The 26733-nt window shown below is 62.8% G+C and carries 28 protein-coding genes; 2 read left to right on the forward strand and 26 right to left on the reverse strand.

The genetic code is table 11. The annotated features are described in order from the left end of the window. Positions 1 to 816: 816 nt before the first annotated feature. On the forward strand, positions 817 to 1953 hold the full coding sequence (gene fliK, locus AC4HNJ_RS07125) for a flagellar hook-length control protein FliK (protein WP_490478854.1): 1137 nt from the start codon (positions 817 to 819) through the stop codon (positions 1951 to 1953). Continuing rightward, a complete protein-coding gene (locus AC4HNJ_RS07130; protein WP_490478855.1) occupies positions 1950 to 2216 on the forward strand; it encodes a flagellar biosynthesis protein in 267 nt (88 codons plus the stop codon). The genes fliK and AC4HNJ_RS07130 overlap by 4 nt, the downstream gene beginning before the upstream one ends. Before the next feature lie 48 nt (positions 2217 to 2264). Here AC4HNJ_RS07130 and AC4HNJ_RS07135 read toward each other — a convergent pair whose 3' ends face one another. The 26 genes from AC4HNJ_RS07135 to fliF all read right to left on the reverse strand — a co-directional run bounded on the left by AC4HNJ_RS07135 (position 2265) and on the right by fliF (position 26689). Further along, positions 2265 to 2678 carry a DUF2802 domain-containing protein gene (locus AC4HNJ_RS07135; RefSeq protein ID WP_490478856.1) on the reverse strand — a complete coding sequence of 138 codons (414 nt, stop codon included), beginning with the start codon at positions 2676 to 2678 and terminating at the stop codon, positions 2265 to 2267. Further along, a complete protein-coding gene (locus AC4HNJ_RS07140; RefSeq protein WP_490478857.1) occupies positions 2668 to 3144 on the reverse strand; it encodes a chemotaxis protein CheW in 477 nt (158 codons plus the stop codon). The genes AC4HNJ_RS07135 and AC4HNJ_RS07140 overlap by 11 nt, the downstream gene beginning before the upstream one ends. A gap of 10 nt (positions 3145 to 3154) precedes the next feature. After that, positions 3155 to 4249 (reverse strand): flagellar motor protein MotD, encoded by a 1095-nt coding sequence (gene motD, locus AC4HNJ_RS07145; protein WP_490478858.1) that lies wholly within the window; start codon positions 4247 to 4249, stop codon positions 3155 to 3157. Further along, a complete protein-coding gene (locus AC4HNJ_RS07150) occupies positions 4246 to 4986 on the reverse strand; it encodes a flagellar motor protein (RefSeq protein ID WP_490478859.1) in 741 nt (246 codons plus the stop codon). The genes motD and AC4HNJ_RS07150 overlap by 4 nt, the downstream gene beginning before the upstream one ends. Before the next feature lie 187 nt (positions 4987 to 5173). Next, positions 5174 to 7126 carry a chemotaxis protein CheA gene (locus AC4HNJ_RS07155; RefSeq protein WP_490478860.1) on the reverse strand — a complete coding sequence of 651 codons (1953 nt, stop codon included), beginning with the start codon at positions 7124 to 7126 and terminating at the stop codon, positions 5174 to 5176. A 253-nt stretch (positions 7127 to 7379) separates the two neighbouring features. After that, positions 7380 to 8024: a protein phosphatase CheZ gene (locus AC4HNJ_RS07160; RefSeq protein WP_490478861.1), complete on the reverse strand. Its 645-nt coding sequence runs from the start codon at positions 8022 to 8024 to the stop codon at positions 7380 to 7382. Further along, positions 8021 to 8428, reverse strand: coding sequence for a chemotaxis response regulator CheY (gene cheY, locus AC4HNJ_RS07165; RefSeq protein WP_490478862.1), 408 nt, complete (start codon positions 8426 to 8428; stop codon positions 8021 to 8023). The genes AC4HNJ_RS07160 and cheY overlap by 4 nt, the downstream gene beginning before the upstream one ends. Positions 8429 to 8694: 266 nt before the next feature. Continuing rightward, positions 8695 to 9429: an RNA polymerase sigma factor FliA gene (locus AC4HNJ_RS07170; protein WP_490478863.1), complete on the reverse strand. Its 735-nt coding sequence runs from the start codon at positions 9427 to 9429 to the stop codon at positions 8695 to 8697. 1 nt (position 9430) lies between these two features. Beyond that, the gene (locus AC4HNJ_RS07175) at positions 9431 to 10372 is read right to left on the reverse strand and encodes a MinD/ParA family ATP-binding protein (RefSeq protein WP_490478864.1); all 942 of its coding nucleotides are present in this window, start codon (positions 10370 to 10372) and stop codon (positions 9431 to 9433) included. Between the two features lie 84 nt (positions 10373 to 10456). Continuing rightward, positions 10457 to 11788, reverse strand: a complete 1332-nt coding sequence (gene flhF, locus AC4HNJ_RS07180) for a flagellar biosynthesis GTPase FlhF (protein ID WP_490478865.1) — start codon at positions 11786 to 11788, stop codon at positions 10457 to 10459. Between the two features lie 158 nt (positions 11789 to 11946). Then, positions 11947 to 14037, reverse strand: coding sequence for a flagellar biosynthesis protein FlhA (gene flhA, locus AC4HNJ_RS07185; RefSeq protein ID WP_490478866.1), 2091 nt, complete (start codon positions 14035 to 14037; stop codon positions 11947 to 11949). Between the two features lie 30 nt (positions 14038 to 14067). Beyond that, a complete protein-coding gene (gene flhB / locus AC4HNJ_RS07190) occupies positions 14068 to 15207 on the reverse strand; it encodes a flagellar biosynthesis protein FlhB (protein ID WP_490478867.1) in 1140 nt (379 codons plus the stop codon). A gap of 100 nt (positions 15208 to 15307) precedes the next feature. Then, a complete protein-coding gene (gene fliR / locus AC4HNJ_RS07195; protein WP_490478868.1) occupies positions 15308 to 16075 on the reverse strand; it encodes a flagellar biosynthetic protein FliR in 768 nt (255 codons plus the stop codon). Next, positions 16072 to 16341 (reverse strand): flagellar biosynthesis protein FliQ, encoded by a 270-nt coding sequence (gene fliQ / locus AC4HNJ_RS07200; protein WP_490478869.1) that lies wholly within the window; start codon positions 16339 to 16341, stop codon positions 16072 to 16074. The genes fliR and fliQ overlap by 4 nt, the downstream gene beginning before the upstream one ends. Further along, positions 16338 to 17102 carry a flagellar type III secretion system pore protein FliP gene (gene fliP, locus AC4HNJ_RS07205; RefSeq protein WP_490478870.1) on the reverse strand — a complete coding sequence of 255 codons (765 nt, stop codon included), beginning with the start codon at positions 17100 to 17102 and terminating at the stop codon, positions 16338 to 16340. The genes fliQ and fliP overlap by 4 nt, the downstream gene beginning before the upstream one ends. Positions 17103 to 17263: 161 nt before the next feature. Further along, positions 17264 to 17650 carry a flagellar biosynthetic protein FliO gene (gene fliO / locus AC4HNJ_RS07210; protein ID WP_490478871.1) on the reverse strand — a complete coding sequence of 129 codons (387 nt, stop codon included), beginning with the start codon at positions 17648 to 17650 and terminating at the stop codon, positions 17264 to 17266. After that, positions 17647 to 18012 carry a flagellar motor switch protein FliN gene (gene fliN, locus AC4HNJ_RS07215; protein ID WP_490478872.1) on the reverse strand — a complete coding sequence of 122 codons (366 nt, stop codon included), beginning with the start codon at positions 18010 to 18012 and terminating at the stop codon, positions 17647 to 17649. Before fliN ends, fliO begins: the two co-directional genes overlap by 4 nt. After that, a complete protein-coding gene (fliM, locus tag AC4HNJ_RS07220; RefSeq protein ID WP_490478873.1) occupies positions 18009 to 19025 on the reverse strand; it encodes a flagellar motor switch protein FliM in 1017 nt (338 codons plus the stop codon). Before fliM ends, fliN begins: the two co-directional genes overlap by 4 nt. A gap of 10 nt (positions 19026 to 19035) precedes the next feature. Further along, positions 19036 to 19533, reverse strand: coding sequence for a flagellar basal body-associated FliL family protein (locus tag AC4HNJ_RS07225; RefSeq protein WP_490478874.1), 498 nt, complete (start codon positions 19531 to 19533; stop codon positions 19036 to 19038). Positions 19534 to 19827: 294 nt separating this feature from the next. Continuing rightward, a complete protein-coding gene (locus AC4HNJ_RS07230) occupies positions 19828 to 21147 on the reverse strand; it encodes a flagellar hook-length control protein FliK (RefSeq protein ID WP_490478875.1) in 1320 nt (439 codons plus the stop codon). A gap of 223 nt (positions 21148 to 21370) precedes the next feature. Further along, on the reverse strand, positions 21371 to 21805 hold the full coding sequence (fliJ, locus tag AC4HNJ_RS07235) for a flagellar export protein FliJ (RefSeq protein WP_490478876.1): 435 nt from the start codon (positions 21803 to 21805) through the stop codon (positions 21371 to 21373). After that, the gene (gene fliI, locus AC4HNJ_RS07240; protein WP_490478877.1) at positions 21802 to 23169 is read right to left on the reverse strand and encodes a flagellar protein export ATPase FliI; all 1368 of its coding nucleotides are present in this window, start codon (positions 23167 to 23169) and stop codon (positions 21802 to 21804) included. Before fliI ends, fliJ begins: the two co-directional genes overlap by 4 nt. Further along, the gene (locus tag AC4HNJ_RS07245) at positions 23166 to 23804 is read right to left on the reverse strand and encodes a FliH/SctL family protein (protein ID WP_490478878.1); all 639 of its coding nucleotides are present in this window, start codon (positions 23802 to 23804) and stop codon (positions 23166 to 23168) included. Before AC4HNJ_RS07245 ends, fliI begins: the two co-directional genes overlap by 4 nt. Beyond that, the gene (locus AC4HNJ_RS07250) at positions 23804 to 23992 is read right to left on the reverse strand and encodes a hypothetical protein (protein WP_490478879.1); all 189 of its coding nucleotides are present in this window, start codon (positions 23990 to 23992) and stop codon (positions 23804 to 23806) included. Before AC4HNJ_RS07250 ends, AC4HNJ_RS07245 begins: the two co-directional genes overlap by 1 nt. Continuing rightward, positions 23992 to 25005 carry a flagellar motor switch protein FliG gene (gene fliG / locus AC4HNJ_RS07255; protein ID WP_490478880.1) on the reverse strand — a complete coding sequence of 338 codons (1014 nt, stop codon included), beginning with the start codon at positions 25003 to 25005 and terminating at the stop codon, positions 23992 to 23994. The genes AC4HNJ_RS07250 and fliG overlap by 1 nt, the downstream gene beginning before the upstream one ends. Beyond that, on the reverse strand, positions 24995 to 26689 hold the full coding sequence (gene fliF, locus AC4HNJ_RS07260; protein ID WP_490478881.1) for a flagellar basal-body MS-ring/collar protein FliF: 1695 nt from the start codon (positions 26687 to 26689) through the stop codon (positions 24995 to 24997). The genes fliG and fliF overlap by 11 nt, the downstream gene beginning before the upstream one ends. Positions 26690 to 26733 lie beyond the last annotated feature (44 nt).

Below are 26733 nucleotides of genomic sequence, written 5' to 3' on the forward strand. Positions count from 1 at the left end.
CTTTCTCTTGCGTGCCCAAGAGAAAGTAACCAAAGAGAAGGGCAACCCCGAGGGAGCGCTGGCCGGGCTCCTGCCCGCCCAGTGCGTGAAGAATGGGTGGGGGTTTTCGACAGCACCTCCTGTGCTGACGAAAACCAAGCCGACATCCATGCCGGCTTCCCTTCGGGCTGATCCACCCATCCTTCACCGCTCCCTAGGGGCCCCGGAAAGAGCCACGCGCCGTCCAGGCGCGCACTCGGTGCCGGTGCTGCGCGCCGGTAAAAAAAGCAGCCTTCTCCGCAAAAGATGTTTTATCGAAAAGCTGGTCTTGCGAGTTTGACCAGCGCTAAGCGCTGGCCAACAGTGCGCGCCAGGAGGGCGCGCTCAATGGGGGTCCCCTTAGGGCTCGGCAGATGGGCGAAGGAAAGCCCGCAGGGTGGCCGGCACGCGACGTGCTGTCGGAAAACCCCGTAGCCCATCTGCGCACCTGGAGGACAGGAGGCCCGTAAGGCGAGCCCTTCGGGTGCCGTTTCTTTTGGTTATTTTTCTTGACTTCAGGCGTCCTGCCTTCCGCCCTTCGGGCCAGCGGCGCTGTGCGCCAGCGTTCCTTACGCTGGCGTGGGCACGCAAAGAAAAGTAACCCGGTCGCCTTCGGCGACCAGAAGCGCCGCAGGCAATCCATCAGGAACCAAACAAAACACACACCCATCACAAACCTACGAAGCCACCCACCCCAAACTAAGCAAACCCTAAAGTTTCCCCCACCCAAGCCGATAATCCGCCCAAGCCCCGCGAAAGAACGTGCGAACCAGCACATCGCTGGCCGAGGAGTCACGCGTGATCATCCAGCCAACCAGCGTTGCCGCACTGACCTGGCTCGGTGCCGCCGCCGGCGCCAGTTCTGAAGGCTGGCGCATCGGCAGCGTGTTGTCTGCGCGTCCGCTTGGCGTGAGCGAGCAAGGCTTGCTGGTACTGCAGATCGGCGCGTTGACCGTCGAAGCCGAAGCACCGGGAACCGGTACCAAGCTGCCGCCGCAGTTCCAGGTCCGGGTGCTAAGCCTCGGCGCACAGCCGCAACTGGAGATCCTTGGCGCGGATTCGCAGCTTGATGGCGTCGTCAATCAAGCGCTGCGGGAGCGTCTTCCGCAACAGAATGGTTATGCGCCATTGCTGGCGACGGTCAATGCGCTGTCGCAATGGTCGGTGGCAAAACAATTGCCGCCTTATGTGCGTTCAGCACTGGCGCTACTCGAACACAGCATGAGCACGCCGCAGGAGCTGGCGACCGGCGACGGGCTGCGCCAGGCCGTGCAGCGCAGCGGCTTGTTCCTGGAAGCGCAGCTGGCGCAGGCGCCACCGAGCGATGCGACCACCGCGCACGACGACATGAAAGGCGCCATGCTGCGCCTGGTGGCGATCCTGAAAGGCCAGCCGCTGCTTGGCGAAAGCAGCGGCAGCGAAGTGGATCCACCCTTGCTTTATCGCGGTGTGATTCCGCAGGGACGGTTGCCGTTACCGGCAGAACTGGCGGCCGCCACCGACGCCACGGATTTTCTTCCACGTCTTTCCAATGACGTGCAAGGTGCCTTGGCGCGACTCGAAGTCGCGCAGTTGCAGGCCAATCCGAATCACTGGGTGGTCGAGCTGCCCGTCCAGAACACCGATGGCCCGGACGTCCTGCAATTATCGATCAAGCACGAGCAGGAAGCTGATCAAAGCTGGACGATGGGCTTTTCGCTGGACCTGCCCTCGCTGGGTCCGATCGTCGGCGAATTGCAGTTGCGTGGGCTACGCTTGTCGGTACGCCTATGGGCACAACATCGCGAAACGGTGGATCGGCTGGAAGGACAATTTGCCAACTTGCGTGCACGCCTCGACGCCACCGGTTTGTTCCTGGATCAACTGAGCTGCCAGTTCGGATTGCCGCAAGCGGGCAACAGCGTCAGTGCCGTTTTCTTGAAGGCAACGGTATGAGCACACCCTCGTTGCCATCGCCTCAACGCAAGGTGGTATTGCGTCTGCCGGGTGGTGAGGGCGCTGCTGCGCCGAGCCAGCCTTCACACGACGTCGAAAACCTCTTTCGCCATGCTCACGCGCTGGGATTGCCCTTGCATCACGATCCGCAGATCGCCGCGCTGCTGGTATCGCTGCGCATGAGCGCCGATGTGCCGGCACCCTTATATGCCGCGGCTGCCGCGGTACTGGCGACTATCTACGACGCTTCACGCGAAGCGTAACGCCGTCGACACAAGCCACACCCCGCACCTCATCGGCGCCATCGCGGTCTACGCGCGCTTCGCATAAAGCCGCTGCACCAGTTCCGCTTCATTGCGCGACAGACCGCAGCGTGTCATCAGCTGTTCCAGATCCGCGCCCTCGCGCGCCAACTGCTGGGCCAATTCATAATGATTGCCCGCGAAATGCGCACTGCTCATGCGCCACGCCGGTATTTGCGTGGCCGGTACTTCAGTCGAACGGCGGGGCGTGCCGGCTTCCGTGTCATCCCGGCCGCGTTCTTCGAGCAGACTCAAACGGTGATCGATTCTATTGAGCGCATTGACGATCAATAGCTCCGGTACGCCGCCGTTGCTCTTGCTGCTCACGCCCGCAGGTTTCCCGGGACGCCCTTGCAACCAAAGCAGCACGATCGTCACGGTTTGCAACACAATCAGCGCAACCGCCGTTACCTCAAGCCACATCCTTGATCTCCCGGTCGAGGCGGCATAGGCGCGGTACATCGAGCAAGGCAACAAAACCGCCCTGCCATCCCATCACAACCTGCACCGGATCATCCGCCCGACCGGAGCGGGCGGGCGGCAGTTCGATCGCCTCGCGCCTGGGTTGCAGCAAGTCGCCCACCGCATCCACGCGCACGCCGACACGATGCGTTTCATGCGCGAACACCACGATGCGCGCGTTGGCCGGATCGCCAGGTGCCGCCTGCTCCAGCCCGAGGCGGCGACGACCATCCATGACCGGCACGATAGTGCCGCGCAAGTGGCAAATACCGAGCAAATCGTCGGCGGAGCCAGGAACAGGCGTCGGCGGATAATCCCGGATGACCTCGCTTACCCGGCTGAGCAGGACGGCGTAATGCTGCCCGGCCAGCTCAAAGGATAGCCAGGGTTCGTTCGCGAGCGCTTCGATGTTGGGAACCGGACTCATGGGGACAGCGTTATTCCTTGCTGGCAGCGTTGCTTGGCGGAGACGAGGGCACCGCCGCCGTCGGCGACGTCACCAGCGAGGCGACAGGCGTCACCACTTTCGGAACAGGCAAGGTGCCGGACGCGGGCGTGACCACCCATGGAGATGTCGCAACCGGCGCATGGGACGGCACCGCAGCCGCCGGCGCCTTGGGCGCTGCCGGGTTCTGACCGTTCGTCGTTTTATCGTCTGCGTCGGCCGTCAGATTGATCTGGTTGCTATTGGTATAGAAGCGGCGCGGCGCTGCTTTGTCGCTCAGCACCACCACCAACACACGGCGATTCCTGTTGCGGCCATCCACGCTGTCGTTGTCCGCCGCCGGACGGTATTGCCCCCACCCGACGATACCGAGGCGTTCCGGATCCACGCCATGCAGCGTAAACAGGCGTGCCACGCTCGCTGCACGCGCGGCGGAGAGTTCCCAATTGGACGGATAGATGGCTGTATCGATCGGCACATCATCCGTATAACCTTCCACCCGCAACGGATTGGCGAACGGCGCGAGGATCTGGCCGAGGCTGGCCAGGATCTGCGTGGCAGAGGGCGACAAGGTCGCCACACCGCTCGGGAACAGGATGTCCGTGCGAATCTCGATTTCCAGCCAATCCGGCGTGCGTCGTACGACCACCAGTTTCTTGTCGATCAGCGGTTGCAGTGCGTGTTCGACTTCGCTGCGAATGCGCTCCAGATTCTCCTGCTCGTCGCTGAGCTTGTTCTTGTCCTGATCGGATTGCGTATCCGGCGTGGTGGCCGGCGTAGGGATGTGCTGGGTCAGCACCGGCAGCAGGATCTGCGCAAGCGGAGTGCGCGGAATCGGCGCGGGCTTGTTGGTCGGCACCGGCATGCTGGATGGCGGCGCGTTCGGCGTCAGCGGCTGGATCACCGCGCGCGAGCCATTGAATGCTGCCGAGATCGCCTGTGCCAGCGCGCGGTACTTGGTGGTATTGATGCTGGACATCGCATACAGCACCACGAACAGCGCCAGCAACAAGGTCAGCAGATCCGCGTACGGGATCACCCATGCCTCGTGATTGACGTGTTCATCGTGCTTGTGGCGGCGTCTCATACGAGATAGCCCTGCAGTTTGCTTTCGATCTGGCGCGGGTTGTCGCCCTCGGCGATTGAGATCAACCCTTCGATAAGGATTTCGCGTACCTGCGTCTGCCGGTTGATCAGCGCCTTCAATCGCGCGCCGATCGGCAGCAGCAGCAAGTTGGCGAGACTGATGCCATAGATGGTGGCAACGAATGCTGCTGCGATACCGTGGCCAAGCTTGGCCGGGTCGGTAAGGTCGCGCATCACCGCCATCAAGCCGAGTACGGCGCCGATGATGCCCATGGTCGGCGAATACACCCCGCCCTGTTCGAACACCTTGGCGGCATGCAGGTCGGCCTGCTCGCGTGTTTCCACTTCCAGTTCCAGCACGGTGCGAATGGCTTCCGGCTCACTCCCGTCGACCAGCAATTGCAGGCCTTTTTTCACCAGCGGATCGTCTTCGGCATCGATATGCGACTCCAGTCCCAGCAAACCCTGGCGGCGCGAAATTTCGCTCCAGCCGATCACACGGCTGATCAGGTCGGACGGATGCAGCTCCGGCGGCTTGTACACCATCTTCAGCATGCCCACCGCACGCTTGAGCACCTTGCCCTGTGTATGCAGCAGCAGCGCGGAAAACGTACCGGCGAATACGATCACGAAGGCTGCGGGATTCCACAGCGCGGTGACATCGGTGCCCTTGAGGATGGCGCCAACAATCAGCACCACGAAGGCAAGAATGGTGCCGGCAATGCTTACGACATCCATGTCACTATTCCTTGCTGGAACCTGGCCCGTGGTCCCTCCCCCTGCTTGCAAGGAGAAGTTAAGAGCGGGTGCACCCTTGCGGGAAAGCCTGAGGCAAGTGCCTGACCCCACCCCAACCCTCCCCTGCAAGCAGGGAAGGGAGCCATATCGGGTAACACCGAACATCGGTTGTCGTTGAAGGTACCCATTACGCCGACACCTTCAGCGCAGGTAGCAAGCGGCCGCCTTCTTGCGACAACGCGGCAAGATCCAACACCAAGGCAAGCCGTCCATCGCCGGTGACAGTGGCCCCGGCGACACCCGGCACGCCTTCGAACAACGGCCCCAGCGGTTTCACCATCACGTCTTCGCGTCCGATGACTTCATGCACCAGGCAGCCGAGATGCATGTGACCCACATGCAGCACCACCACATGCCATCCGCCCGGCCCGCTTACGCCGGCCCAATCGCCCAGATCGCCCAGCACCAGGGCGCGGCCGCGATGTGCGGCGACGCGGCGCCCGTCGAGCATGTGATCATGTTGCGGGCTCAGCTCGAAGACTTCGCTGACGTTGCCCAACGGCAACGCAAACAGGCGATCGCTCACGCGCACCATCAGCACCCGCAAAATGGCGAGCGTGAGCGGCACGGTCAGCTCCAAGGTGCTGCCGTGACCCAGACGCGATTGCACCTGCAAGGTGCCGCCCAGTTCGGCAACACGCGTCTTCACTACGTCCATGCCGACGCCGCGTCCGGAAATATCCGAGATCGTGGCAGCAGTGCTGAAGCCGGGGCGAAAAATCAGTTCGTAGCATTCGACCTCGGACAGGCGTGCCGCCTGCGTCGCATCGATGACACCTTTCTCTACCGCTTTACGGCGAAGCACTTCCGGATCCATGCCGCGACCATCGTCGCTGACCGAAATCACGATGCGCTCGCCGCGCTGGCTGGCCGACAGCGTGACCTTGCCCTTCTTCGGTTTGCCGGCACGCTCGCGGCCGGCCGGATCTTCAAGACCGTGATCGACCGCATTGCGCAGCAAATGAATCAGCGGATCGGCCAGTGCTTCGACCAGGCTGCGATCCAGATCGGTATCTTCACCCTCGGTGATCAGCTCGATATCTTTGCCGAGCTGTCGCGCCAGATCGCGCACAATGCGCGGAAAACGCTGGAACAGGCGGCCCACCGGCTGCATGCGCATGCCGAGCACAGCAGTCTGCAGATCATCCGATACGCGATCCAGGTCACCGGCCATCGCGGACAGCGTTTCGTTGTCGCTGCGCGTAGCCAGGCTCAGCAGCCGGTTGCGCAGCAACACCAATTCACCGGCGCGACTGACAAGCGCATCCAGGCGTGCAGTATCCACGCGTACCGTGCTTTCGGTTGCCGACGATTTTGCACTGGCCGCTGCACGTGCCGGTTCGGCACGCACGGGTTCCGCACGCGGCGGTTCGGGTGCCGGTATCGGCGAAGCTGCCGCCGCCTGACCCGGCGCGCTGCCCTTGCCATGCAGGTTATCCAGCAAAGCTTCGAACTCGTCGTCGCTGATGTCTTTCTTTTCGGGTTCGGCCGCCTTGGCGCCGGGGGCGCTGCCCCTGCCATGCAACGCATCGAGCAGACTTTCGAATTCGTCGTCGTTGATCTCGTTGGAAGCGTGCTTGGGTGCGCCCGGCACTCCGCCCTGTCCATATAAGGTGTCGAGCAGCGCTTCGAACTCGGCTTCGATCGGATCGGCTGCACGCGTAGGTTTAGCAGGCTGCGCCGCGAACACGGCCGTCTCGACGACGGGGCGCAAACGCTCCAGCAATGCTTCGGGCGGTGACGCCATGGCCTCGCCGCTGGATAACGCAGCCATCATCGCATTGAGCAAATCCAGCGATTCAAGCAGCGCATCCATGTGTGCCGCGTTCAGTACCAGCTTCTCGTTACGCGCGTCGTTGAGCAATTCTTCCGCGCAATGGCACAACTGCACCATCGGCTCGATGCTCAAGAAGCCCGCGCCACCCTTGACGGTATGAAACACGCGAAACACGGCATTGAGCAGTTCGCGATCGTGCGGCGACGCTTCCAGTTCAACTAGCTGTTCACCAAGACGCTGCACCAGCTCCCCGGCCTCGACCAGGAAATCGTCACGCAGTTCGCTGTCGAGATTGGCATCCATCAATGTGCCTTCCTGCGCGCTGCAACATGCCGGGATGTACTCCCTCCCCTGTGCGCAGGGGAGGGTTGGGGTGGGGTTGCACGAGCTTGCTGCAAGGTTGACGCCGCCGCTTCCCGAGCATCACGCGAGACAGGGAATTGTTTATGGTCAGTCCTTGGCTTGCGGCTCACCCACACGCTGGTACGCGACCTGGCTCCCGCAAGCGGAGAGGTGGTCAGTTGCAGCAGCGGACGACCAGGCATCCCCAGCATGCTCAGAACCCAAACTCGCTCAGCAGACGGTCCACTTCGTCCTGGCTGGAAACTTTCGCCACTTCTACCGGCGCTTCGCGTCCGGCCAGCGCACCGGTCAGGCGCACGAGTTCCAGCAATGACGATTCCACGCTTTCGATAAAGCTCACGACCTTCTTCACGCGCTGGCCGGCGAGGTCTTGCCACGACTGCACCAGCACCATGTCATTGAGGCCTTCGCAGCACGCACTGGCAAACACCTTGGCCTGGCGCGCCAGCACGGCAGCCGGATCGGTTTCGCCGCTGTTGAAATCCAGCACGGCGGTAGCGTTATTCGACAGTGCCTCGGCTTCCGGGCGGATGCGGTCGACGAAATCCAGGCTGCGGTGGGCGGCCTGCGCGCTCATTTCCAGCACTTCACCCAGATAGTTGCGCGCATCGACCATGCTGTCCGGCACGCCTTCGTTGGCAAGGTCGCTGCCCAGTCGGCAAACGGCACCGTGCAGGTCGCGGGCAAGCACGCCCAGGGCGCGGAACAGATGCTGTTCGCGCTGGCGCACCATCGTATCCAGCGCCTGTTCGAACGTTGCGCCGTCCTTGCTGTTGAGCAGATCAAGCACTTCAGGAGGCAAGCCGTCGTTCAATGCGGCGATCGCGTTTGCATTCATGCGGAAGCTCCACTGGCTGCCAGGCGCTCGAAAATCTTGTCCAGCTTTTCCTTCAGCGTGATCGCGGTGAAAGGCTTGACGATGTAGCCGTTCACGCCGGCCTGGGCGGCGGCAATGATCTGCTCGCGGTTGTTCTCGGCGGTCACCATCAGCACCGGCAGGCCCTTCAGCTTGGGTTCGGCGCGAATCGCCTGCAGCAGCTCGATACCGGTCATGTTGGGCATGTTCCAGTCGGTCACGACCATGTCGAAGGTGTTGGCCTTCAACATCGCCATCGCGTTATGGCCGTCGTCCGCTTCCTGGATCAACGGGTTGCTGAAGCCGAGTTCGACCAGCAGGTTGCGAACGATGCGCCGCATGGTGGAGAAATCGTCTACCACCAGAATTTTCATGTTCTTGTCCAAACACGTTCTCCAAAAACGTTTGAAGCGAGGGGGAGGAGCCGGGAAACGAGTGAGCGCCGCGGACCGGTGGTAGTTGCCTGTCTTCCCTCGGAAGAAGGTTCCGCAGGAAATGCGACCGGCTGAGCCTTGACGCGCTGGCCGTACCGTCATCCCCTGGCGAAGCCCTCTCCCGAAGAAAGGGAACCGCACCCATCGGCGCAAACGGGTGATTTGCGCTGATTGTCGAAACGCTCGTTACCTGCTCCTTATCGATTCACTCGTGATTGCTAACCGCGCCACTGGCCCATGCGCGCACGCAACCTGATCAGGGCCTGGCCATGGATCTGGCACACGCGCGATTCGGTCACGCCGAGCACCATGCCAATCTCCTTCAGGTTCAGCTCCTGCTCGTAGTACAGGGACATCACCAGTTGCTCGCGCTTGGGCAGCGTGCTGATCGCTTCCGCCAATGCTCCGCGCAGGCCGTCCTGCTCGAAGCTGTCCTGCGGACCGAGACTGTCGTTGTCGGCTACGTCCAGCGCGCTGGCATCGCCGCCTTCGCCGTCATCGGGCGCGGTCAGGCTGAGCAAGCGCGCGCTGGTCGCATCGGCCAGCACCTGGTGATATTCCTCGGCACTGATGCCGAGTCGCTTCATCACCTCGGCGCTTTCCGCATCCGCGCCGGTCTCGTTTTCAATCTGCCGCACCACTTCAGCGACTTCACGCACCTTGCGATGCACGGAACGGGGGGTCCAGTCCGTGCGCCGCAATTCGTCCAGCATCGCGCCGCGTATGCGGATACCCGCATACGTCTCGAAGCTGGCCGCGCGATCAGTCGTAAAGTTTCGCGCCGCTTCCAGCAAACCGATCATGCCCGCCTGCACCAAATCTCCTACGTCGACGCTCGGAGGCAGACGACCCATCAAGTGGTAAGCGATACGCCGCACGAGCGGCGCATGCTTGCGCACCAGTTGGTCCGCATCTTCGCGTTGTAGCTGCAGATATTCCGAAGCCACGTTCATCTCACCACCCCGCAGCCGGCGCGCTCTGGCCGCTGAAAAAGGCAATTCGGCCGAGATCCGGGTACGCGGGTTTTTCCCATGTATCGACCGCACCTGCCAATTGCTTGAATCCGATCGCAGCACGGCTGGATGGCCACAAATCGACCACCGCACCTTGCCGACGGATCGCCTGCCGCAGCCATTCGTCCTGCGGCACCATACCCATGTAATCCAGCGCGACATCCAGGAAGCGTCCGCAGACACGCGCCAGCTTTTCGTACAGTTTCCTTGCGTCGCCCGCCTGCCGGACCATGTTGGCGACAATGTGGAAGCGGCGCACGCCGAAGTCATGCGCCAGGATCTTGATCAAGGCGTAGGCGTCCGTGAGCGAGGCCAGTTCGTCGCACACCACCATCACCACGTCGTCGGACGCCGCAGCGAACATCGCTACGTTGTCGGCCACGCCGGCAGCGGTATCGACGATCAGGAATTCCGGCGGCTGGATCAGCTCGTCGAAAGCACGGATCACCGCGGCATGCTCACCATTGCCCATCTTGGCCAGCCGGCGCACGCCCGATCCGCCCGGAATCACTTTCAGGCCGTGCTGTGCCGGAATGATCAGGTCCTGCAGTGCGCAGAGGCCCTCCAGCAAATGCCCCACGTGACGCGCCGGATTCAGGCCGAGCTGCACATCCACGTTGGCAACGCCCATGTCGGCATCCAGCAACATCACGTCACGTCCGCCCATGGCCAAGGCCATCGCCAGATTGACCGCCACCGTGGTCTTGCCGACACCGCCTTTACCGCCGGCGACGGCAATAGTGCGCGTCGTGCGGGAGCGTGACACCACCGGCCGCAGACTGGCCGCCTGATGAAAAACGTCCATTTCCTCGCGATCCCCGCGCACAGTGGAAAAAAGATTCTGCAAGCCTGCTGCCTGGTTCACTTGCAATGCCTCATTCATGCGATGCCGCCTTTCTTGTCCCTTCCCCCGCACGCAGAGGCGGAACGCAAGCCATGCAACTGGAGTTCTTGGCACTTATCGATTTCATAGACCCGCCACCGCCATGCCGAAGCGCTCGGCCATATCCAGATCGTCGCTCGCCGGCCCCAGCCTTCGCTGCTGCTGCGCTGCGCGGCACACCAGCACGCGCGCGTCGGCGGCGCTGATGTCTTCGGGAACGCGTTGTCCGTCAGTGGTGCAATCGAGCGGAAGGCGATGGCGAATCAGCACCGACAGCAGGCCGCCGAGGCTTGGCGCCTCGTCGAGCTTGGTGGCAATGCACACGCTCGGCTGCAATGACAGGTACGCGCGTACCGATTCTTCAAGCGCGGAGGATTGTGCGTTCGCGGCCAACACCAGGCAGGCGCGCAGCTTGGCGACTCCGCGCGTGCTTGCTTCACGCAATACATCCATCTGCTGCTGCAGGCGCGGATCGTTGCCGGAAACGCCAGCGGTATCGACCAGCACCGTGTGGTGCTCGCGCAGCAGATGCAGCGTTTGCGCGAGACCGGCCGCGTCGTACGCGGGATACACGCGCACGCCGAGCAGGCGGCCGTAATGTTCCAGCTGCGCGGCTGCGCCGATGCGATAGTGATCGGTGCTCACCAATGCCACTTGCTGCGGGCCGTGATGCATCACCGCGCAAGCGGCCAGTTTGGCGATCGTGGTGGTCTTGCCGACGCCGGTGGGACCGACCAGCGCCGTTACCCCACACACATCCGCCAGGCCACGGCCACTCACCTTCAGGCTGCGGCTCAGCAGGCCGAGCGGCAAGTAGCGCGCCTGATCCGCATTGATGTCTTCCGGCAGTTCGTCGATCAGTTGCCGCGCCACATCGGAATCGATGCCCAGCCGCGACATGTCACGCAACACGCGCGCACGCATCGGACTGCGGCGTTCCATATCGTTCCAGGCCAGGCTGGATAATTGCTGCTCCAGCAACTGCCGCAGGCCGCCGAGTTCGGTACGCATGCGCGCGGCTTCCAACGCCTGCTGTTCCATCACCGGCTGCAGCGACGCGATCTCGCTTGCAGGCATGGGTGGTGGCGGCGGCGTGGCAGCGCGCGTTTCCCGCACCGGTTCTTTTACCGGCGGCTTGGCGACTTCCCTGGCGCGCTCCTTCGGCGTTTCTTTCATGGGCGCCTTGGCGACGTCTTTCACCGGCGGCTGCATCGGCGCCGGCGCAGGAGCCGCCGTGGGCGCATTGATACGTGCCGCTTCGCGCATCAGCGCTTCGTCGTAATCGACAGCCGCGATGATCTCGATGCCTTCCTCAAGCCGGCGGGTGGAGAGAATCACCGCATCGGCGCCCTGCTCGGCGCGCACATCGCGCATTGCCTGGCGCATGTCAGCTGCGATGAAGCGTTTGATCTTCATGGGGTGCTCCTGTGATCGACACCGGATGCCACGTGCAGCTGCTTTTTGTTCACGCTATCAATGGTCATCCGATATCCCTCACTGCCGCCTTGCCTTGTCGCTGTTCGTGTTTGATTCACGGCGTGCCATCCGTGGCCCGCGCGCTGCCGGCGTTGCCGTCAGCGCCCAATCGCCTGCACCAATCGCACACGACGGTTGTCCGGTACTTCGTTGTAAGCCAGTACATGCAGGTTCTGGGCCACGTGGCGGGTAAAGCGCGAGAGCCACGGACGCAGTTGCGGCTGTACCAACATCACCGCCGGTTCGCCGTTTGCCTCCTGCCGCCGCGCCGCTTCAGCGACGCTTTGCTGCAGGCGGTCGGCAAGCCCCGGCTCGACGGCCGCACCTGCTGCACCACTGCTTGAAAGAGATCCGAGCAAGATCTGTTCCAGCTCAGGCGCCAGCGTCAGAACCGGGATTTCCGTGCCCAGACCGGCAATTTCCTGGACGATCTGGCGGCCCAGCGCCACACGCACATGGGCCGTCAAAGCGCCGGGATCCTGACTCTGCCCCGCGTGCTCCGCCAAAGACTCGACGATGGTGCGCATATTGCGGATCGGCACCCGCTCGGCCAGCAGGTTTTGCAGCACCTTCACCACCACGCCCAGCGAAAGGCGCTTGGGCACCAGGTCTTCCACCAGCTTGGGCGCGCTCTGCGAGAGGCGGTCCAGCAGCTGTTGCACGTCCTGATGACCCAGCAGCTCATGGGCATGGTTCTGCAAGATATGCGAGAGATGCGTGGCGATCACCGTCGCCGGGTCGACCACGGTGTAACCGAGCGCCTGCGCATGATCGCGCTGGCTGTTCTCGATCCACACGGCCTCCAATCCAAAGGCAGGATCGCGCGTCGCCACGCCCTGCAAGGTGCCGTGCACGCGACCGGGATTGATCGCCAGATGACGCTCGGTATAAACCTCCGCCTCGCCCATCGGCACCCCCATCAGCGAAATGCGGTACGTGTTGGGACCCAGATCGAGGTTGTCGCGGATATGCACCGGCGCGACCAGGAAGCCCAGCTCCTGCGAGAGCTTGCGACGCACGGATTTGATGCGCGCCATCAGCTCGCCGCCCTGGTTTTTATCCACCAGGGGGATCAGGCGATAACCCACTTCCAGGCCAACCGGGTCGACGCTGGCCACGTCTTCCCAACCCAGCTCCAGGCGCTCGGCCGATGCCGGCGCCGGCAACGCCTCGGCAGATGCCTTGGCTTGCCGCTCTTTCGTCTCTTTCTCGCGCCGGATCATCAGCCAGGCGGAACCGCCGCACACCGCGCCCAACAGCAGGAACGCGATGTTCGGCATGCCTGGGATCATGCCCATCACCACCAGCACCACGCCGGCCACGGCCAGTGCACGCGGCTGCGCAAACACTTGCCCGACCACCTGCTTGCCCATGTCCTGCGACTTGGACACGCGCGTAACGATCACCGCCGTAGCGATCGACAACATCAGCGCCGGCACCTGCGCAACCAGACCATCGCCGATCGTCAGCAAGGTGTACGTGCGCGCCGCTTCGGCGGCGGAAAGGCCATGCTGCAACATGCCGACGAAAAAGCCGCCGATGATGTTGATGAAAAGAATCAGGATGCCGGCGGTGGCGTCGCCGCGCACGAATTTCGAAGCACCGTCCATCGAACCGTAGAAATCCGCTTCCTCGCGCACTTCCTGGCGGCGTTCGCGCGCCTGTTCCTGCGTAAGCAGGCCGGCATTGAGGTCGGCGTCGATCGCCATCTGCTTGCCCGGCATCGAATCCAGGGTGAAGCGTGCGGTCACTTCCGACACGCGCGTGGCGCCCTTGGTTACCACCACGAAGTTGATGATGGTGAGGATGCCGAACACCACCAGGCCAACCGCGAAATTGCCGCCGATCACGAACTCGCCGAAGGCTTCGATCACCTTGCCCGCCGCACCGGCGCCATCATGGCCGTGCAACAGGATCACGCGACTGGATGCGATGTTCAGCGCCAGCCGCAGCAAGGTGCCCAGCAGTACCACCGTGGGAAACGCCGCGAATTCCAGCGGCCGCATCACATAGACCACGGCAAGCAGGATCACCAGCGACAATGCGATGTTGAAGCTGAAGAGAATATCCAGCACGAACGGCGGCAGCGGCAGCATCAGCATCGCCAGCATGGCGAGCATCACTACCGGCGCACCGACACCGCGCCGGCTGACCTGCTTGAAGGTATCGAGAACGCTTGCGTTAGCCATGCGTATCGCCTTGAAAGTTACGTGCTTCGTTTACGGTTGGCGGTAACGGCCCTGCAGCTCGGGATCCACATCCGGCTTCGGTACCGTGGGTCTGGGACCACCTTGCTCGGTGGCCTGCTTGAGTTGGTAGACGTAAGCAAGGATTTGCGCGACCGCGACATACAGCGCCGCCGGAATCTCGTGCCCAAGCTCGGTGGTCGCATACAGCGCGCGCGCCAGCGGCGGCGCTTCCACCAGTGGAATGCGATGTGCATCGGCAACCAGGCGGATCTGCTGGGCGAGCACATCCACGCCTTTCGCCACCACGCGCGGTGCGCGCATGCGCGTGTCGTCGTAGCGCAACGCCACGGCGAAGTGCGTGGGGTTGACTACCACGACGTCGGCCTTTGGCACTTCCTGGATCATGCGCCGGCGCGCGATCTGGTGTTGCATCTGGCGAATGCGACCTTTCAGCTGCGGATTGCCGTCGGTTTCCTTGTGTTCGTCCTTCACCTCTTGCTTGGACATGCGATGGCGCCGTCCGTAATCGAAGCGCTGCCAGATCGCGTCGATGCCGCCGATCACCATCAGCACCACCGCAAACAGCAAAGCCGCATGCGCCACCAGCAACAGCGCTTCGCCAATGCCGTAACCGATGGCGCCGTTGCCGGTAGCCATCACGGCGACTTCGTCATGACGCAACAACATGATCAGCGCGATGCCGATGAAGGTGACTTTCAGCAGCGACTTGGCCAGTTCCACCAGGCCGTTGAGCGCAAACAGACGGCCAAATCCCGCGATCGGATCCAGCCGTTCGAACTTCGGCACCAGGGCTTCCGAACTGAAGTTGAGGCCGCCGATCAACACGGACGATCCGACTGCGGCGATCAAGGTGGCGGCAAACACCGGAATCAGCAGCGCCAGGGTGTCGCCCATCACGGCGTGGAACACGCGCGACATCAGGGCATCGCTGAACAAAGCGTCGCGCGAGTAATCCAGGCCCAGCGCATAAATATGCCGCAGATGCACATACATGCTGGAGCTGTACGACATCAGGATGCTCGCACCGGCCAGCACCACCGTGGCGCCGGAAAGATCGCGCGAGCGCGGAATCTCGCCTTTCTCGCGCGCTTCCTGCAGGCGTTTTTCCGACGCTCGTTCGGTGCGGTCTTCGTTTTCGGTCTCGGCCATGGCGTGCTACCTCCTCGCCATAACCGGCGCCTTCCCCTGCATGCAGCAGGGGGAGGGAGAAGAGAGTGGCTGGACATGGGCCGTCCGTTGGGCGCGCATATCAAAGCCCCACCACATGCCGCATCACATCCCAACCCACCGCCTGCAGCGCCGAATACGCATTTGCCAAACCGCGCATCGCCAACCACAGCGCGATAAAGCCCATACAGATGCTGATCGGGAAACCCACGGCAAACAGATTCATGGCCGGCGATGCACGACTGGTCGCGGCAAAACCGATATTCACCAGCAGCAACGCGGTCATCGCCGGCAAGGCAACACGCAGCGCGCCGGAGAACAAATCGCCGCCGGCCGCCACGACCGTCCACAATGATTTTTCGTCGAGACCGTTCACACCGGGCGGGAGGCTGCGAAAACTGTCGGCCAATAACGCAATCACTTGCAAATGGCCGTCCATCGCCAGGAACAGCAGCGACGCCATCACCATGTAGAACTGCCCAAGCACCGGCACGCTGGTATTGCTGGTGGGACTGATCAGCTCCGCAAAACCCAGGCCCATGCTCTGCCCGATCAGGATGCCGCCGTAGGACACCGCCTGGAACACCAGCTGCAGCACGAAGCCGATGGCGGCACCGATCACCATTTGCGTGGCCATGGTGGCGGCACCGGAGGCACTGAACAGATCCATGTGCGTGGGCGCCAACGGTGCCAGCACCATGGTCAGCACCAGGATGATCGCCACGCGGATGCGCGTCGGCATCACCGTCGCATTGAAAATCGGCGCCACCATGCAAAAACCGCCCACGCGACCGAGTGCCCAGAACAAACCGGACAACCAGTACATCAACGTGGACAGCTCGATCGTCATTTGATCGCCCCGGGCAAGCCGACAATGATGTCGTGCGTGAACTGCACCAGGGTGCGCAGCATCCACGGCCCCAGCAGCAGGCCGACCGCAGCCATCGCCAGCAACTTGGGGATGAAACTCAGGGTCATTTCGTGAATCTGCGTGGCCGCCTGGATGATGCCGACCAGCAAGCCGACCAGCAGTGCTGTCAGCAACAGCGGCGCTGCCACCATCATGCCGACGTAGAGCGCGTGCTGGCCGAAGTGGATGACCCATTCCGGTGTCATGTATAGAAACTCCCCGCCAACGTCCCCAGCAGCAGCGACCAGCCATCCACCATCACGAACAGCATGATCTTGAACGGCAGCGAGATGATCGACGGCGACACCATCGCCATGCCCATCGACATCAGCACGCTCGCCACCACCACATCGATCACCAGAAACGGGATGAACAGCAGGAAGCCCATCTGGAACGCGGTCTTCAGTTCGCTCGTCACAAAGGCCGGCATCGCCACGCGGAACGGCACGTCGTCCTTGCTGGCATAAGGCTGTTCCTTCGCAAGATTCCGGAACAATTGCAGATCCGTATCACGCGTCTGGTCCAGCATGAAACGCTTGAACGGTGCCGCAGCCGCAGGAATGGCGGCCTCCGCAGTGATCTGATGATCCATATACGGCTTGACCCCGTTTTCATAGGCGCGGTTGAGTACCGGCGACATCACGAACAAGGTCAGGAACAACGCAAGCCCGAGCAACACCTGGTTGGGTGGCGTGGACTGCGTCGCCAAGGCCTGCCGCAAAAAGCTGAGTACGATGATGATGCGTGTGAACGAGGTCATCATCAGCAACACCGCCGGAAGCACGGTGAGTACCGTCATCAGCGCGACGACTTGCAGCGACAGGCTCCAGTTCTGGCCGCCGCCTGCGTTTTGCACGGTCAACACGGGAATGCCGGCGGATTGGGAAATCGGTGCGATCGGTGCAATCGGCGTCATCGCCGTCGACGTGGTTGTGGTTGTCGCGGCGTGCGCCAGAGACGCCACCATGACTAGCAACAGAAAGACGAAAGCGGACAGGCAATACCGGGATCTGCCCCCTCCCCTACGTGTCATCGGAGAGGGTGGGGATGGGGTGGGGCCAAGGTTGAGGCAAGCCTCAGCAGCACGCCGCGGAAAGAACCGCTCATTTGCTTCGCGCAAAAAAGGCTTCATGACTTGCGCCCCAGCCGGCCGAGCAATTCCGCGAAAGGCGGCACGCTTGGCGATGGCGGCAATTCCGTTACCGGAACGTCACCTTCATACACATGCAGCGCACGCACGCCGCCGGTGCCGACCCCCACCAGCAGACGCTTGCCGTCTGCTTCGAGCAGGACCACGCGCTCGCGCGCACCCAGCGACAGCGTTTCCACGCAACGCAGGCGGCGCCCGCCGATCAGCTGGCGCGCTTGCAATCGACGCGTCAGCCAGCCCGCCGCAAAGATCAGCGCGATGATCGCGGCCAGACTCAGCACGACCCGAATCAATTCACCGGTGACGCTGATGTCGGGCACGCCGGCCACCGGGGCGCGCGCCAGCATGAAGGCAACGATGCTCATCTCAGCTTGCGCACCCGTTCGGCAGGGCTGATGACATCCGTCAGGCGGATGCCGAATTTCTCGTTGATCACCACCACTTCGCCGTGCGCCACCAGGGTGCCATTGACGAACACGTCCAGCGGCTCGCCGGCGGCGCGATCGAGCTCGACCACCGAACCCTGATTGAGCTGCAGCAAGTTGCGGATGCTGATGCGAGTGCGCCCTACTTCCATCGCCAGCGTGACCGGGACATCGAGAATCATGTCCAGGCTGACGTCGGCACGCTCGCCATTGCCCTCGTTCAAGGTATCGAACTGAAGGGGATGCTCGCCGTTGTTGAGCGCGCCAAAGGCACCGTTCGCAGTATCAGTACTCTGATTCATAGCAGTTTGTCTTGAGTAAATTCGAGTGTGGGGAGCGGTGCGCGACGCCCGGCCGCGACCTTGTAGCGAACGGCATAGCGGCCGCTGGACTGACCGTAATGCCCGCGGAAAATCGGTACGTCTTCGGCAAACACCGTCGTTGCGTCCGGCAGGCTGACTGGAATCACGTCACCGATACGCAGACTCAGGAACTCGCCGATATTGATCTGCGTTTCCAGCAACAGCGAGCTGAGCTCCACTTCGGCGTCCATCACTTCGTCATGCAGGCATTGGATCCAGCGCTCGTCGCGCTCGCCCATGCGGTCGCTCTGCACGCCGGCATCGAGCATGGTGCGGATCGGCTCCACCATCGAATAAGGCAAGGTGAGATGGACCTCACCGCCGCCGCCGTCCAGTTCGACGTGAAAGCGCGACACCACCACGGTTTCGGTCGGACTGACGATATTGGCGAACTGCGGATTGATTTCGGAGTTGAGGAATTCGAATTGCACCTTCATCACCGGTGCCCACGCTTCGACCATCGACCCAAACACTTCGTTGAGCAGGATCTGGATCACGCGGTTTTCCGTAGGCGTGAAATCGCGTCCCTCGATGCGCGCGTGATAGCGGCCGTCGCCGCCAAAGAAATTATCGATGACGGTGAACACGAGACGCGGCTCCATCACCGCGAGCGCCGTGCCGCGCAGCGGCTTGAGCCTGACCAGGTTGAGGTTGCTCGGCACCGCCAGTCCGTGCACGTATTCGCTGAACTTCATCATCTTCACGCCCAGCACCGAGACCTCGCAGGTCTTGCGCAGCACGCCGAACAGTGCGGTACGGAAGAAACGCGCGAAGCGATCGTTGATCATTTCCAGCGTAGGCAGGCGTCCGCGCACGATGCGGTCCTGCTGGGTGAAGTCGAAGTCCATCACCGTGCCCGGCGGCGGCGGTACGTCGCTTTCGGTTTCGATCTTGCCGTCATCGACGCCGTTGAGCAGGGCGTCGATTTCTTCCTGGGAAAGCAGATCGCTCATCGCCGGTTTCTCACTGCATCACGAAGCTGGTGAAGTACAAGGCATCCACATCCGGCTTGCCGGTCTTGGCGGCCACGATCTTGCGCACCGCATCCAGCGCCTCTGTCTGCAGTTTTTTCTTGCCTGCGATATCGCTGAGTCCGGCATAGGTCTGGCTGCTGAATAGCATCACCAGCGCATTGCGAATGACCGGGTCGTTGTCTTTCATCACCTGCACCGCGGCCGGATCGTGCGTCATCACCGTCACGCCGACCTGCAGATAGCGGGTAGCGTCCTGATCCTGGAAATTCACCACGAAGGCCGGCTCCAGCGGCAAGAACAGATCCGGCGCCTTCGGCACTTCTGCCGCGACGGCACCGTTGCCTTTCCCTCCGTGCAGGTGGCCGAGCACATAGGCGCCACCGCCAAGCAGGCCCAGCAGAACCACTCCCGCAATCATCATGCGCCCTCCGCGTTTCTTGCCTGCGGCGGCGGATGCATCTCCTTCAAGCTTGTCGGCGTTAGCCATGAACGACCTCGATCCCTTTGCAATGACATGGCGCCCCGCTCGCGCGGAGCAGGCTTCTGAAGAAGTTTTAGCAAGCGGCGTGCCATGCTCTTGAATCGCATAACAGCGCGCTTTTGCAACGCAAAAAGAACAGCGGCGGCGTTTTCTTGACGCGCGACGGAAGACAGACAGATGGCGTGCGCGGTGATTCCGTCATGCGGCGCATGCATGCGCCAAAAAAAACGCCCCGCCTGCTGGGCTTGGCAGGCGGAGCGAGGAGACACGTTGAAAGCGAGGAATTATCGTGCGAAAGGATTACGCAAATGCGTCGACCAGGCCCACGGCGACTTGCCGTATGACGGACGCCACCGGCGTATCTGCACCGGCTTCGGCATGACTGTTTGAGGAACCGGCTTGCCCTTGTTGCTGGTGCGGGGCGCCAAACTGTTGTTGCGCCTGCTGCCCTACCGTCGCCTGGCCGAGCGACAAGCCTTGCCCACCGAGCATCTGGTGAAGCTGGCCGAGGCCTTGCTGCACAGCGGCGGCGGTATCCGGATGCTGCGCCATGAACGCCACGTCGACGCGGCCATGTTGAACACTGATCTTGACGTCGAGCGGACCGAGATTCTGCGGATTCAGGCGTATCTGCGCTTGCTTCACATCCTGGCCGCTGAGCCAGGTGACTTGCTGGCCCAGCTCCTTGGCGAAACCGGAGGAACCCACCGGTGCATTGAGTGTGAGGCTGTGTCCTGCCACCGGTGCGGACGGCGTCGGCGTGGCCGTGGCAACGATATTCCCCAGCGCCGCTACATCCGAGGGATTTGACACGGTGCTGCCAGCCGTCGGTGCCGCCAAGGCCGATATCCCCGCATGGCCGGCGGTCACCGCGCCACTAAGCGCCTGCGCAGCGTCTGTGCCGCCTTGGACCTGGGATGAACCATCAGCAGTTGCAGCCGCGCCACTGGTGTCGCTGGCGTCAAAAGCACCGCCATCCGCATCGGCGAACGATTTCTGTATACCGCCGGTCGAGCTACCGCCTACTCCGCCGATAGCAGCCGTACTGCCGGTGGCCGACCCTCCCGCCGACTTGGTATCGCCTTGCTTGCCGGAAGCGCCGGTTGCAGCAACCAGCTGTGGCAACGGTGTCACGGCGATAGGCAAGACGGTGGGTTGCGGCGCGGGAACTGTCTGCTTGGTAGCGCTCGGGGTCGTGGTCTTGGTAGACGCCGTACCTGGACTCGACGTCGAGCTGTCTTTGCCGGCATCGGCGGCATGATCGATGAGGTTCAACACGGCGCTTGCCAAATTGCCGACAGCGGGGGCGTCAGCGGCGGCATCGTCACTGCTTGATGCATCCTGCGAATCAGTCGAGCCGCTTGCCGCAGCATGAGCCGTGGCGGAGTTCGATGGACTGGCGGATGAGGAACCGCGCTGCTGCGGGTTGCCCTGACCGGCATCGCTCTGCGACGCGGACGTTTGCGTGTCATCCGTCGACGCCGATTGCTGTTGCTGCGCGTCCTGCAGATGACTATTGAAACTGGTATGGCTTTGCTGGCTCTGCGTATTTGCCGGCCTTGGCGCATTGGCCTGCACCGGATTGGCGATCGGGACGGCGGGCAATGGCGTGGCGCTCATATGCAGGTTCTCTTCGAAGCAATGGCATCAAAACCGACGGGATCGGCGTCAAACCTCCATCGCGCAGGTATCACCCCTCCCCCACTGCACGCAGGGGAGGGGGCATTCTTGGCGCTTCCAGCTTCTGTCGAGGTCCAACACCAGTCAGAAAAATCGATGCAATAAGTGGGCCAGTACCGGCCAATCCTGGCCGTGAAAGAAAAGGCGCCAGCCTGCAATCCGCTCACGGCAAACCGACCTTGCGGCGGCGATGCTGCATGCGCTCATCCACTTCAGCCTGCTCAAGCCTTTGTTCGCGCTGGCGTTCCTGCGTACGCAAGCGCTCGACCACCGTACCGAGTGCATGCTCGCGCGCGTGCGCCTGCAGCCAGCGCTCCCGCGCAGCGTCGACCAGGCGCTGCAAGCGTTCGATCAGGCGGGTTTGCTGGACGATGGCCTGATCGATGCGCTCGACGAATTGTTGACGGTTGAGCAGCGCGCTCACCGTCAGGCCACCGTCGCCCAGGCGGTAATCGCGGCGATAGCGTTTCAGTTCTTCCAACTGCTGCTCGGCGTGGGTCACTTTCTGCTGGGATTCGGCGAGGCGTTGCAAGGCGTCTTTCTGGCGCTGCTGCGCCTGGTCCACGGCAGGTTGCAAGCGATCCGAACGCGAACTCATGCGGCGATCTCCGCGGTGAGCGAATGCAACCGTTCCTGCGCCGCGCGCAATTCGACCGGTTCATCCACTTCCTGGCGCAGGAAGCGTGTCAGCCGCGGCCACATGGCGATGGCCTGATCGACCTGCGCATCCGAACCCTTCTGGTATGCGCCCACTGCAATCAGATCCTGTCGCTGGCGATACGCCGAATACACCTGGCGAAAGCGCTGTGCCGCGCGCATCTGTTCTTTCGTGACCACGGCCGGCATCACGCGGCTGATGGAAGCCTCGATGTCGATCGCGGGATAATGTCCGGCTTCGGCCAGATCGCGCGAGAGCACGATATGGCCGTCCAAAATGGCACGTGCCGCATCGGCAATCGGATCGTGGCGATGATCGTCGCCTTCCGTCAGCACGGTATAGAACGCCGTAATCGATCCACGCCCTTCTGCATCGTTGCCGGCACGCTCGACCAATGCCGGCATCAGGGCGAAGACGGACGGCGGATATCCCTTGGTCGCGGGCGGTTCGCCGATCGCCAGCGCAATCTCGCGTTGAGCCTGGGCGTAGCGCGTCAGCGAATCCATCAGCAGCAATACGCGCTGCCCGCGGTCGCGGAACCACTCGGCAATCGCGGTGGCGTATTGGGCGCCGCGCAGCCGCTTCAAGGGCGGCGCGTCGGCCGGTGCAGCCACGATCACGGCGCGCTCGCGCCCTTCATGACCCAAGGTCTGCTCGACGAATTCTTTTACTTCACGGCCACGTTCGCCGATCAGCCCGACCACCACGACGTCCGCATCGGTATAACGCGTCATCATGCCCAGCAAGGTGGATTTGCCGACGCCGGAGCCCGCGAATAAACCGATGCGTTGGCCGCGACCGACGGTCAGCAATGCATTGATCGCGCAGACGCCGGTGTCGAGCGGCATGTCGATCGGCTTGCGCGCCATCGGATTGATCGGTTCGCGCTTGAGCGCGGCGTGGTGCTCGGCGTGCAACGGACCCTCACCATCCAACGGCATGCCATCGGCGCCGACCACCCGGCCAAGCAAGGCTTCGCCAACCGGCAAGCCGCCCGCACGCACGCAAGGCCGCACGCGTGCGTTCGGCAACACGCCATGCATTTCCGTCACGGGCATCAACAGCAAACGCTCATCGGCAAAACCGACCACTTCGGTATCCAGGGCCGTGCCATCCGCCGCATCGACCAGGCAGCGCGCGCCGAGCGGCGCCTCGCAGCCTTCTGCTTCCAAGGTCAAGCCGACCACGCGGCGCAGCCGGCCCTCCACGGTAAATACCGGCGCCGCTTGCGCGCGTTGCAGGCGACGCGTGAGCTGCTGCCGCCAGCGTTCTGATCTGGGTGACGCAAGACCCTGGGCCGTCATGCGGACACCTCGTCTTCGCCATCGTCGAGGTCGTCACCGATCACCGCGTCGACCACCGCCGCAAGTTTGGTGGTGACGCGCGCATCGAGGCGCGAGCGCTCGCTTTCCAGCACGCAATCGCCGCGCTGAAGTTTCGGGTCCGCGCCAAAACGCCAATGCGGCTCGGCGGCTTCCAGTTCACGCAGCAGATCCATATCGCTGGGATGCACCCATACGCGTAATGCGCGCGTCGCGGAAGGCAAGGCCGCAGCAGCTTCGCGCACGGCCATGTCGATCAAGGAAGGATCCAGCTGCAATTCGCGACGCACGACGCGGCGCGCCACCACCGTGGCAAGCAAGGCCAGTTCGCGTTCGGTGGCATCATCCATGTCATTGAGTGGACGTGCGGCGGCCGTGCAGATCGCATCCAGCCGGGCGAGCCGCTCATCGATGTCTTTCTGGGCTGCGGCGCGACCTTCCGCCAATCCCGCGGCATAACCTTCCTCGCGGGCCTGACGTTCAATTTCTTCCAACTCGAATACGGTCGGCCCCGGCGCTTGCTCCAGCGCGGGCGCGGCAGCAGGCGCCTCGCCGACCACCGGGGGATCCCAGCGATCGAAGGCAGCAATGGTTTCGCGACTGAGGATGTTGGGCATCAACGGACCTCGCGCGATAGCTCTCTCCCCTGCACGCAGGAGAGGACGGGGATGGAGTTGCCGGTGCTTGCCGCACGGGATGAACGTTCGACGACGACGTTGCCGACTTCATCCCATTCCAACTCTCCCCGACGGCGCGTAAGAGAGGGAGGCACATGGCGATGTCGCAGCAAGACGGAACGTGTCATCAGACAAACTCATCTCCATTGGCGGCAAGACTGATCTGCCCGGCGTCGGCGAGCTTGCGTGCGATGGTCAGCACTTCCTTCTGCGCAGTGTCCACGTCACTGAGCTTGACCGGACCTTTCACTTCCAGATCGTCGCGCAGCATGTCGGCGGCGCGTTTGGACATATTGGCGAAGATCTTTTCGCGCACGGATTGTTCGCAACCCTTCAGGGCGATCACCAGGCGTGCGGAAGGAACTTCGCGCAGCAGGGCCTGCATGCTGCGATCGTCGATATCGGCCAGATCGTCGAATACGAACATCAACTCTTCGATCTTGTTGCCGAGGCCGGCATCCTGGCTGCGAATGGCGTTCATCAGCTCCGCCTCGCGCGAGGTCTCCATGGCATTGAGAATGTTGGCAGCCGCTTTCAGGCCGCCAACCGTGGCGGATTTCAGCTTGGACGAGGTGCCGGAAAACTGGCGCTCCATGATTTCGTCCAGTTCGTTGAGCGCCTGCGGTTGCACGCCATCGAGATTGGCGATGCGCATGACCGCATCGCTGCGTACGCGCGTCGGCAAGTAACCGATCACTTCGGCGGCCTGATCTGGCTCCAGATGCGCAAGCACCAGGGCGATGATCTGCGGATGCTCCATGCCGATCATCTCGGCGATGGCGCGGCTTTCCATCCACTTCAGCGATTCCAGCCCCTTGGTGGAACGGCCGAGCAGGATGCGGTCGATGAGGCTGCCGGCCTTGGTTTCGCCCAATGCGTTGACCAGGATCTTGCGGATGTAGTCTTCGGTGCCGACGCCGAGTGCCGTTTGTCGCCCGATGTCTTCGTTGAGACGATTGAGCACCACTTCCACCTGGTCGCGCGAAACATTGCTCAAGGTCGCCATGGCGGTGCCGACCGCCTGTACGTCGCGCGCACTGAGATGCTTGAGCACGTCGGCGGCATCCTGTTCGCCAAGCGTCAGCAACAGGATCGCCGCGCGCTGGGCGCCGGTAAGCAAACTGTTGGCGTCAGTTGCCATCGTCGCCCACCCAATTCATCACCACCTGCGCCACCTGCTTGGGATTTTCCTGCACCAGCTTGCGCGCCAGGCCGATCTTTTGTTCGTAGGCCATGTTCTGGATCTGCGGCGAGGTGATCTTGACCGTGTCCTGGCGTTCGCGATCGTCGTCGTCAATGCGTACGGAAACGGTGGGAATCGGCCCCGCCAGGGCCGGCATGGGTTCCGGTCCGCGCAGCAGTCCCTTCAACAGCGGCTTGAGCAAACCGAATGCAATCAGCAGCGCGATGAGAATGCCTGCGCCCTGCTTGATCAGATCCAACATGCCGGGGCGCTGCCAGAAAGGCAGCGCGACCGGCGCGCTATCGGCCGGTTCATCGGAGAACGCCTGATTAATCACGCTCACGCTATCGCCGCGCTTGGCGTCGAAACCCACCACGTTCTTGGTCAGATCGGTGAAGTGCTGCAGTTCTTGCGCGGTGAGTGGAATGCTCTTGCCTTTGCCATCCGGCGCCGGCTTGTTGTCCACCACCACGGCAACCGTCAAGCGCACCAGGCGTCCGGCCGGATCGCTGACGTGGCTGATGGTGCGGCCGAGCTCGTAGTTGCGCGTAGAACTCGACGATGTGTCGACCGGTGTCGAGGTGTTGGCGTTCGCTGCTGCCGTGTTCGCACCGGCTGCGTTCGCGCCCGCCGGTGGTGTGCCGGCGTTGGGTTTGGCGGCGGTCGGCTGCGCAACGGTGTTCGGCGGTTGATTGCTGAGCGCGCCGGCCACTTGGGAGCCGCTATCGTCGCGCTTCTGTTCGCTGCTGGTCTGTTCGCTGCGCAACGCCGGGTTGGCGCTGTCGTAACTCTCGCTGGCTTTTTCGGTCTGGCTGAAATCGAGTGCCACATCGACTTGTGCGCGCACGCGGCCAGGCCCTACCAGTGGCGTCAACAAATCTTCGATGCGCTGCGCATAGCCGTTCTCCATGCGCGTGGCCAGGCGCATGCGCGCATCGCCGATCGCACTGGGACTGTCAGGATCGGAGACCGTCAGCAAATTGCCTTGCTGATCGACCACCGATACCTCTGAAGGATCGAGATCCGGCACGCTGGCAGAAACTAGATGCACGATGGCTGCGACCTGGCTGCTATCAAGCTGGCGGCCCGGATACAAATTCACCAGCACCGAAGCGCTGGCCGGATGATTGTCGCGAATGAAGGCGGACGGCTTGGGTAGCGCAAGATGCACGCGCGCCGAGCGAACGAATTGCAGGCCGGCGATGGTGTTGCCCAGATCGGCTTCCAGCATTTCGCGATAACGGGTGCTTTCCGCCAGGTCGCTCATGCCGAACGGCGAATCGCTTTGCGGCAACATGCCGCCCGCCGTACTGCCTTGCGGGAGGCCCTGGGCAGCGAGACGCAAGCGCGTCGCGGCGAGCACGTCGGCCGGCACCGAAATGGAAGCGCCATCCGGTCCGAGACGGAAAGGCGTGTTATTGGCCTGCAACGCTTGCGTCACCGCCGCGGCATCCTTCGGATCGAGGCCCGCGTACAGCAGTGCGTAGTTCGGACCGCGCGACCACAGCACGATGCCCACGCCCAGCGCCACCGCCGCCGCGACGCCCACCAGCAGCAGCAGCAGGCGCGTCGTCGGATTGCGCAGGAGACTCTTCAGTTGGTCCTGACGCGAGCTAGTGGTAGCGGGAATGTTGTCGGCCATGCGCGGAAGAAAAGGTGGGGACGGAAATTACCGACTGGGCGACG

The organism is Dyella sp. SYSU CM1112 (assembly GCF_058216415.1).

What these genes read in the sequence shown, in the direction of transcription:
- flhA (WP_490478866.1), bottom strand. Translation starts at nt 14,037, where the DNA reads ATGGCTAACGCAAGCGTTCTCGATACCTTCAAGCAGGTCAGCCGGCGC.
- AC4HNJ_RS07245 (WP_490478878.1), bottom strand. Translation starts at nt 23,804, where the DNA reads ATGCCCAACATCCTCAGTCGCGAAACCATTGCTGCCTTCGATCGCTGG.
- fliQ (WP_490478869.1), bottom strand. Translation starts at nt 16,341, where the DNA reads ATGACACCGGAATGGGTCATCCACTTCGGCCAGCACGCGCTCTACGTC.
- fliP (WP_490478870.1), bottom strand. Translation starts at nt 17,102, where the DNA reads ATGGTGGCGTCTCTGGCGCACGCCGCGACAACCACAACCACGTCGACG.
- AC4HNJ_RS07155 (WP_490478860.1), bottom strand. Translation starts at nt 7,126, where the DNA reads ATGGATGCCAATCTCGACAGCGAACTGCGTGACGATTTCCTGGTCGAG.
- AC4HNJ_RS07225 (WP_490478874.1), bottom strand. Translation starts at nt 19,533, where the DNA reads ATGGCTAACGCCGACAAGCTTGAAGGAGATGCATCCGCCGCCGCAGGC.
- fliF (WP_490478881.1), bottom strand. Translation starts at nt 26,689, where the DNA reads ATGGCCGACAACATTCCCGCTACCACTAGCTCGCGTCAGGACCAACTG.
- flhB (WP_490478867.1), bottom strand. Translation starts at nt 15,207, where the DNA reads ATGGCCGAGACCGAAAACGAAGACCGCACCGAACGAGCGTCGGAAAAA.
- AC4HNJ_RS07135 (WP_490478856.1), bottom strand. Translation starts at nt 2,678, where the DNA reads ATGTGGCTTGAGGTAACGGCGGTTGCGCTGATTGTGTTGCAAACCGTG.
- fliI (WP_490478877.1), bottom strand. Translation starts at nt 23,169, where the DNA reads ATGACGGCCCAGGGTCTTGCGTCACCCAGATCAGAACGCTGGCGGCAG.
- AC4HNJ_RS07160 (WP_490478861.1), bottom strand. Translation starts at nt 8,024, where the DNA reads ATGAATGCAAACGCGATCGCCGCATTGAACGACGGCTTGCCTCCTGAA.
- AC4HNJ_RS07175 (WP_490478864.1), bottom strand. Translation starts at nt 10,372, where the DNA reads ATGAATGAGGCATTGCAAGTGAACCAGGCAGCAGGCTTGCAGAATCTT.
- AC4HNJ_RS07130 (WP_490478855.1), top strand. Translation starts at nt 1,950, where the DNA reads ATGAGCACACCCTCGTTGCCATCGCCTCAACGCAAGGTGGTATTGCGT.
- fliJ (WP_490478876.1), bottom strand. Translation starts at nt 21,805, where the DNA reads ATGAGTTCGCGTTCGGATCGCTTGCAACCTGCCGTGGACCAGGCGCAG.
- AC4HNJ_RS07170 (WP_490478863.1), bottom strand. Translation starts at nt 9,429, where the DNA reads ATGAACGTGGCTTCGGAATATCTGCAGCTACAACGCGAAGATGCGGAC.
- fliG (WP_490478880.1), bottom strand. Translation starts at nt 25,005, where the DNA reads ATGGCAACTGACGCCAACAGTTTGCTTACCGGCGCCCAGCGCGCGGCG.
- fliR (WP_490478868.1), bottom strand. Translation starts at nt 16,075, where the DNA reads ATGACGATCGAGCTGTCCACGTTGATGTACTGGTTGTCCGGTTTGTTC.
- fliM (WP_490478873.1), bottom strand. Translation starts at nt 19,025, where the DNA reads ATGAGCGATCTGCTTTCCCAGGAAGAAATCGACGCCCTGCTCAACGGC.
- motD (WP_490478858.1), bottom strand. Translation starts at nt 4,249, where the DNA reads ATGAGACGCCGCCACAAGCACGATGAACACGTCAATCACGAGGCATGG.
- AC4HNJ_RS07230 (WP_490478875.1), bottom strand. Translation starts at nt 21,147, where the DNA reads ATGAGCGCCACGCCATTGCCCGCCGTCCCGATCGCCAATCCGGTGCAG.
- AC4HNJ_RS07140 (WP_490478857.1), bottom strand. Translation starts at nt 3,144, where the DNA reads ATGAGTCCGGTTCCCAACATCGAAGCGCTCGCGAACGAACCCTGGCTA.
- AC4HNJ_RS07150 (WP_490478859.1), bottom strand. Translation starts at nt 4,986, where the DNA reads ATGGATGTCGTAAGCATTGCCGGCACCATTCTTGCCTTCGTGGTGCTG.
- fliO (WP_490478871.1), bottom strand. Translation starts at nt 17,650, where the DNA reads ATGAGCATCGTTGCCTTCATGCTGGCGCGCGCCCCGGTGGCCGGCGTG.
- AC4HNJ_RS07250 (WP_490478879.1), bottom strand. Translation starts at nt 23,992, where the DNA reads ATGACACGTTCCGTCTTGCTGCGACATCGCCATGTGCCTCCCTCTCTT.
- flhF (WP_490478865.1), bottom strand. Translation starts at nt 11,788, where the DNA reads ATGAAGATCAAACGCTTCATCGCAGCTGACATGCGCCAGGCAATGCGC.
- fliN (WP_490478872.1), bottom strand. Translation starts at nt 18,012, where the DNA reads ATGAATCAGAGTACTGATACTGCGAACGGTGCCTTTGGCGCGCTCAAC.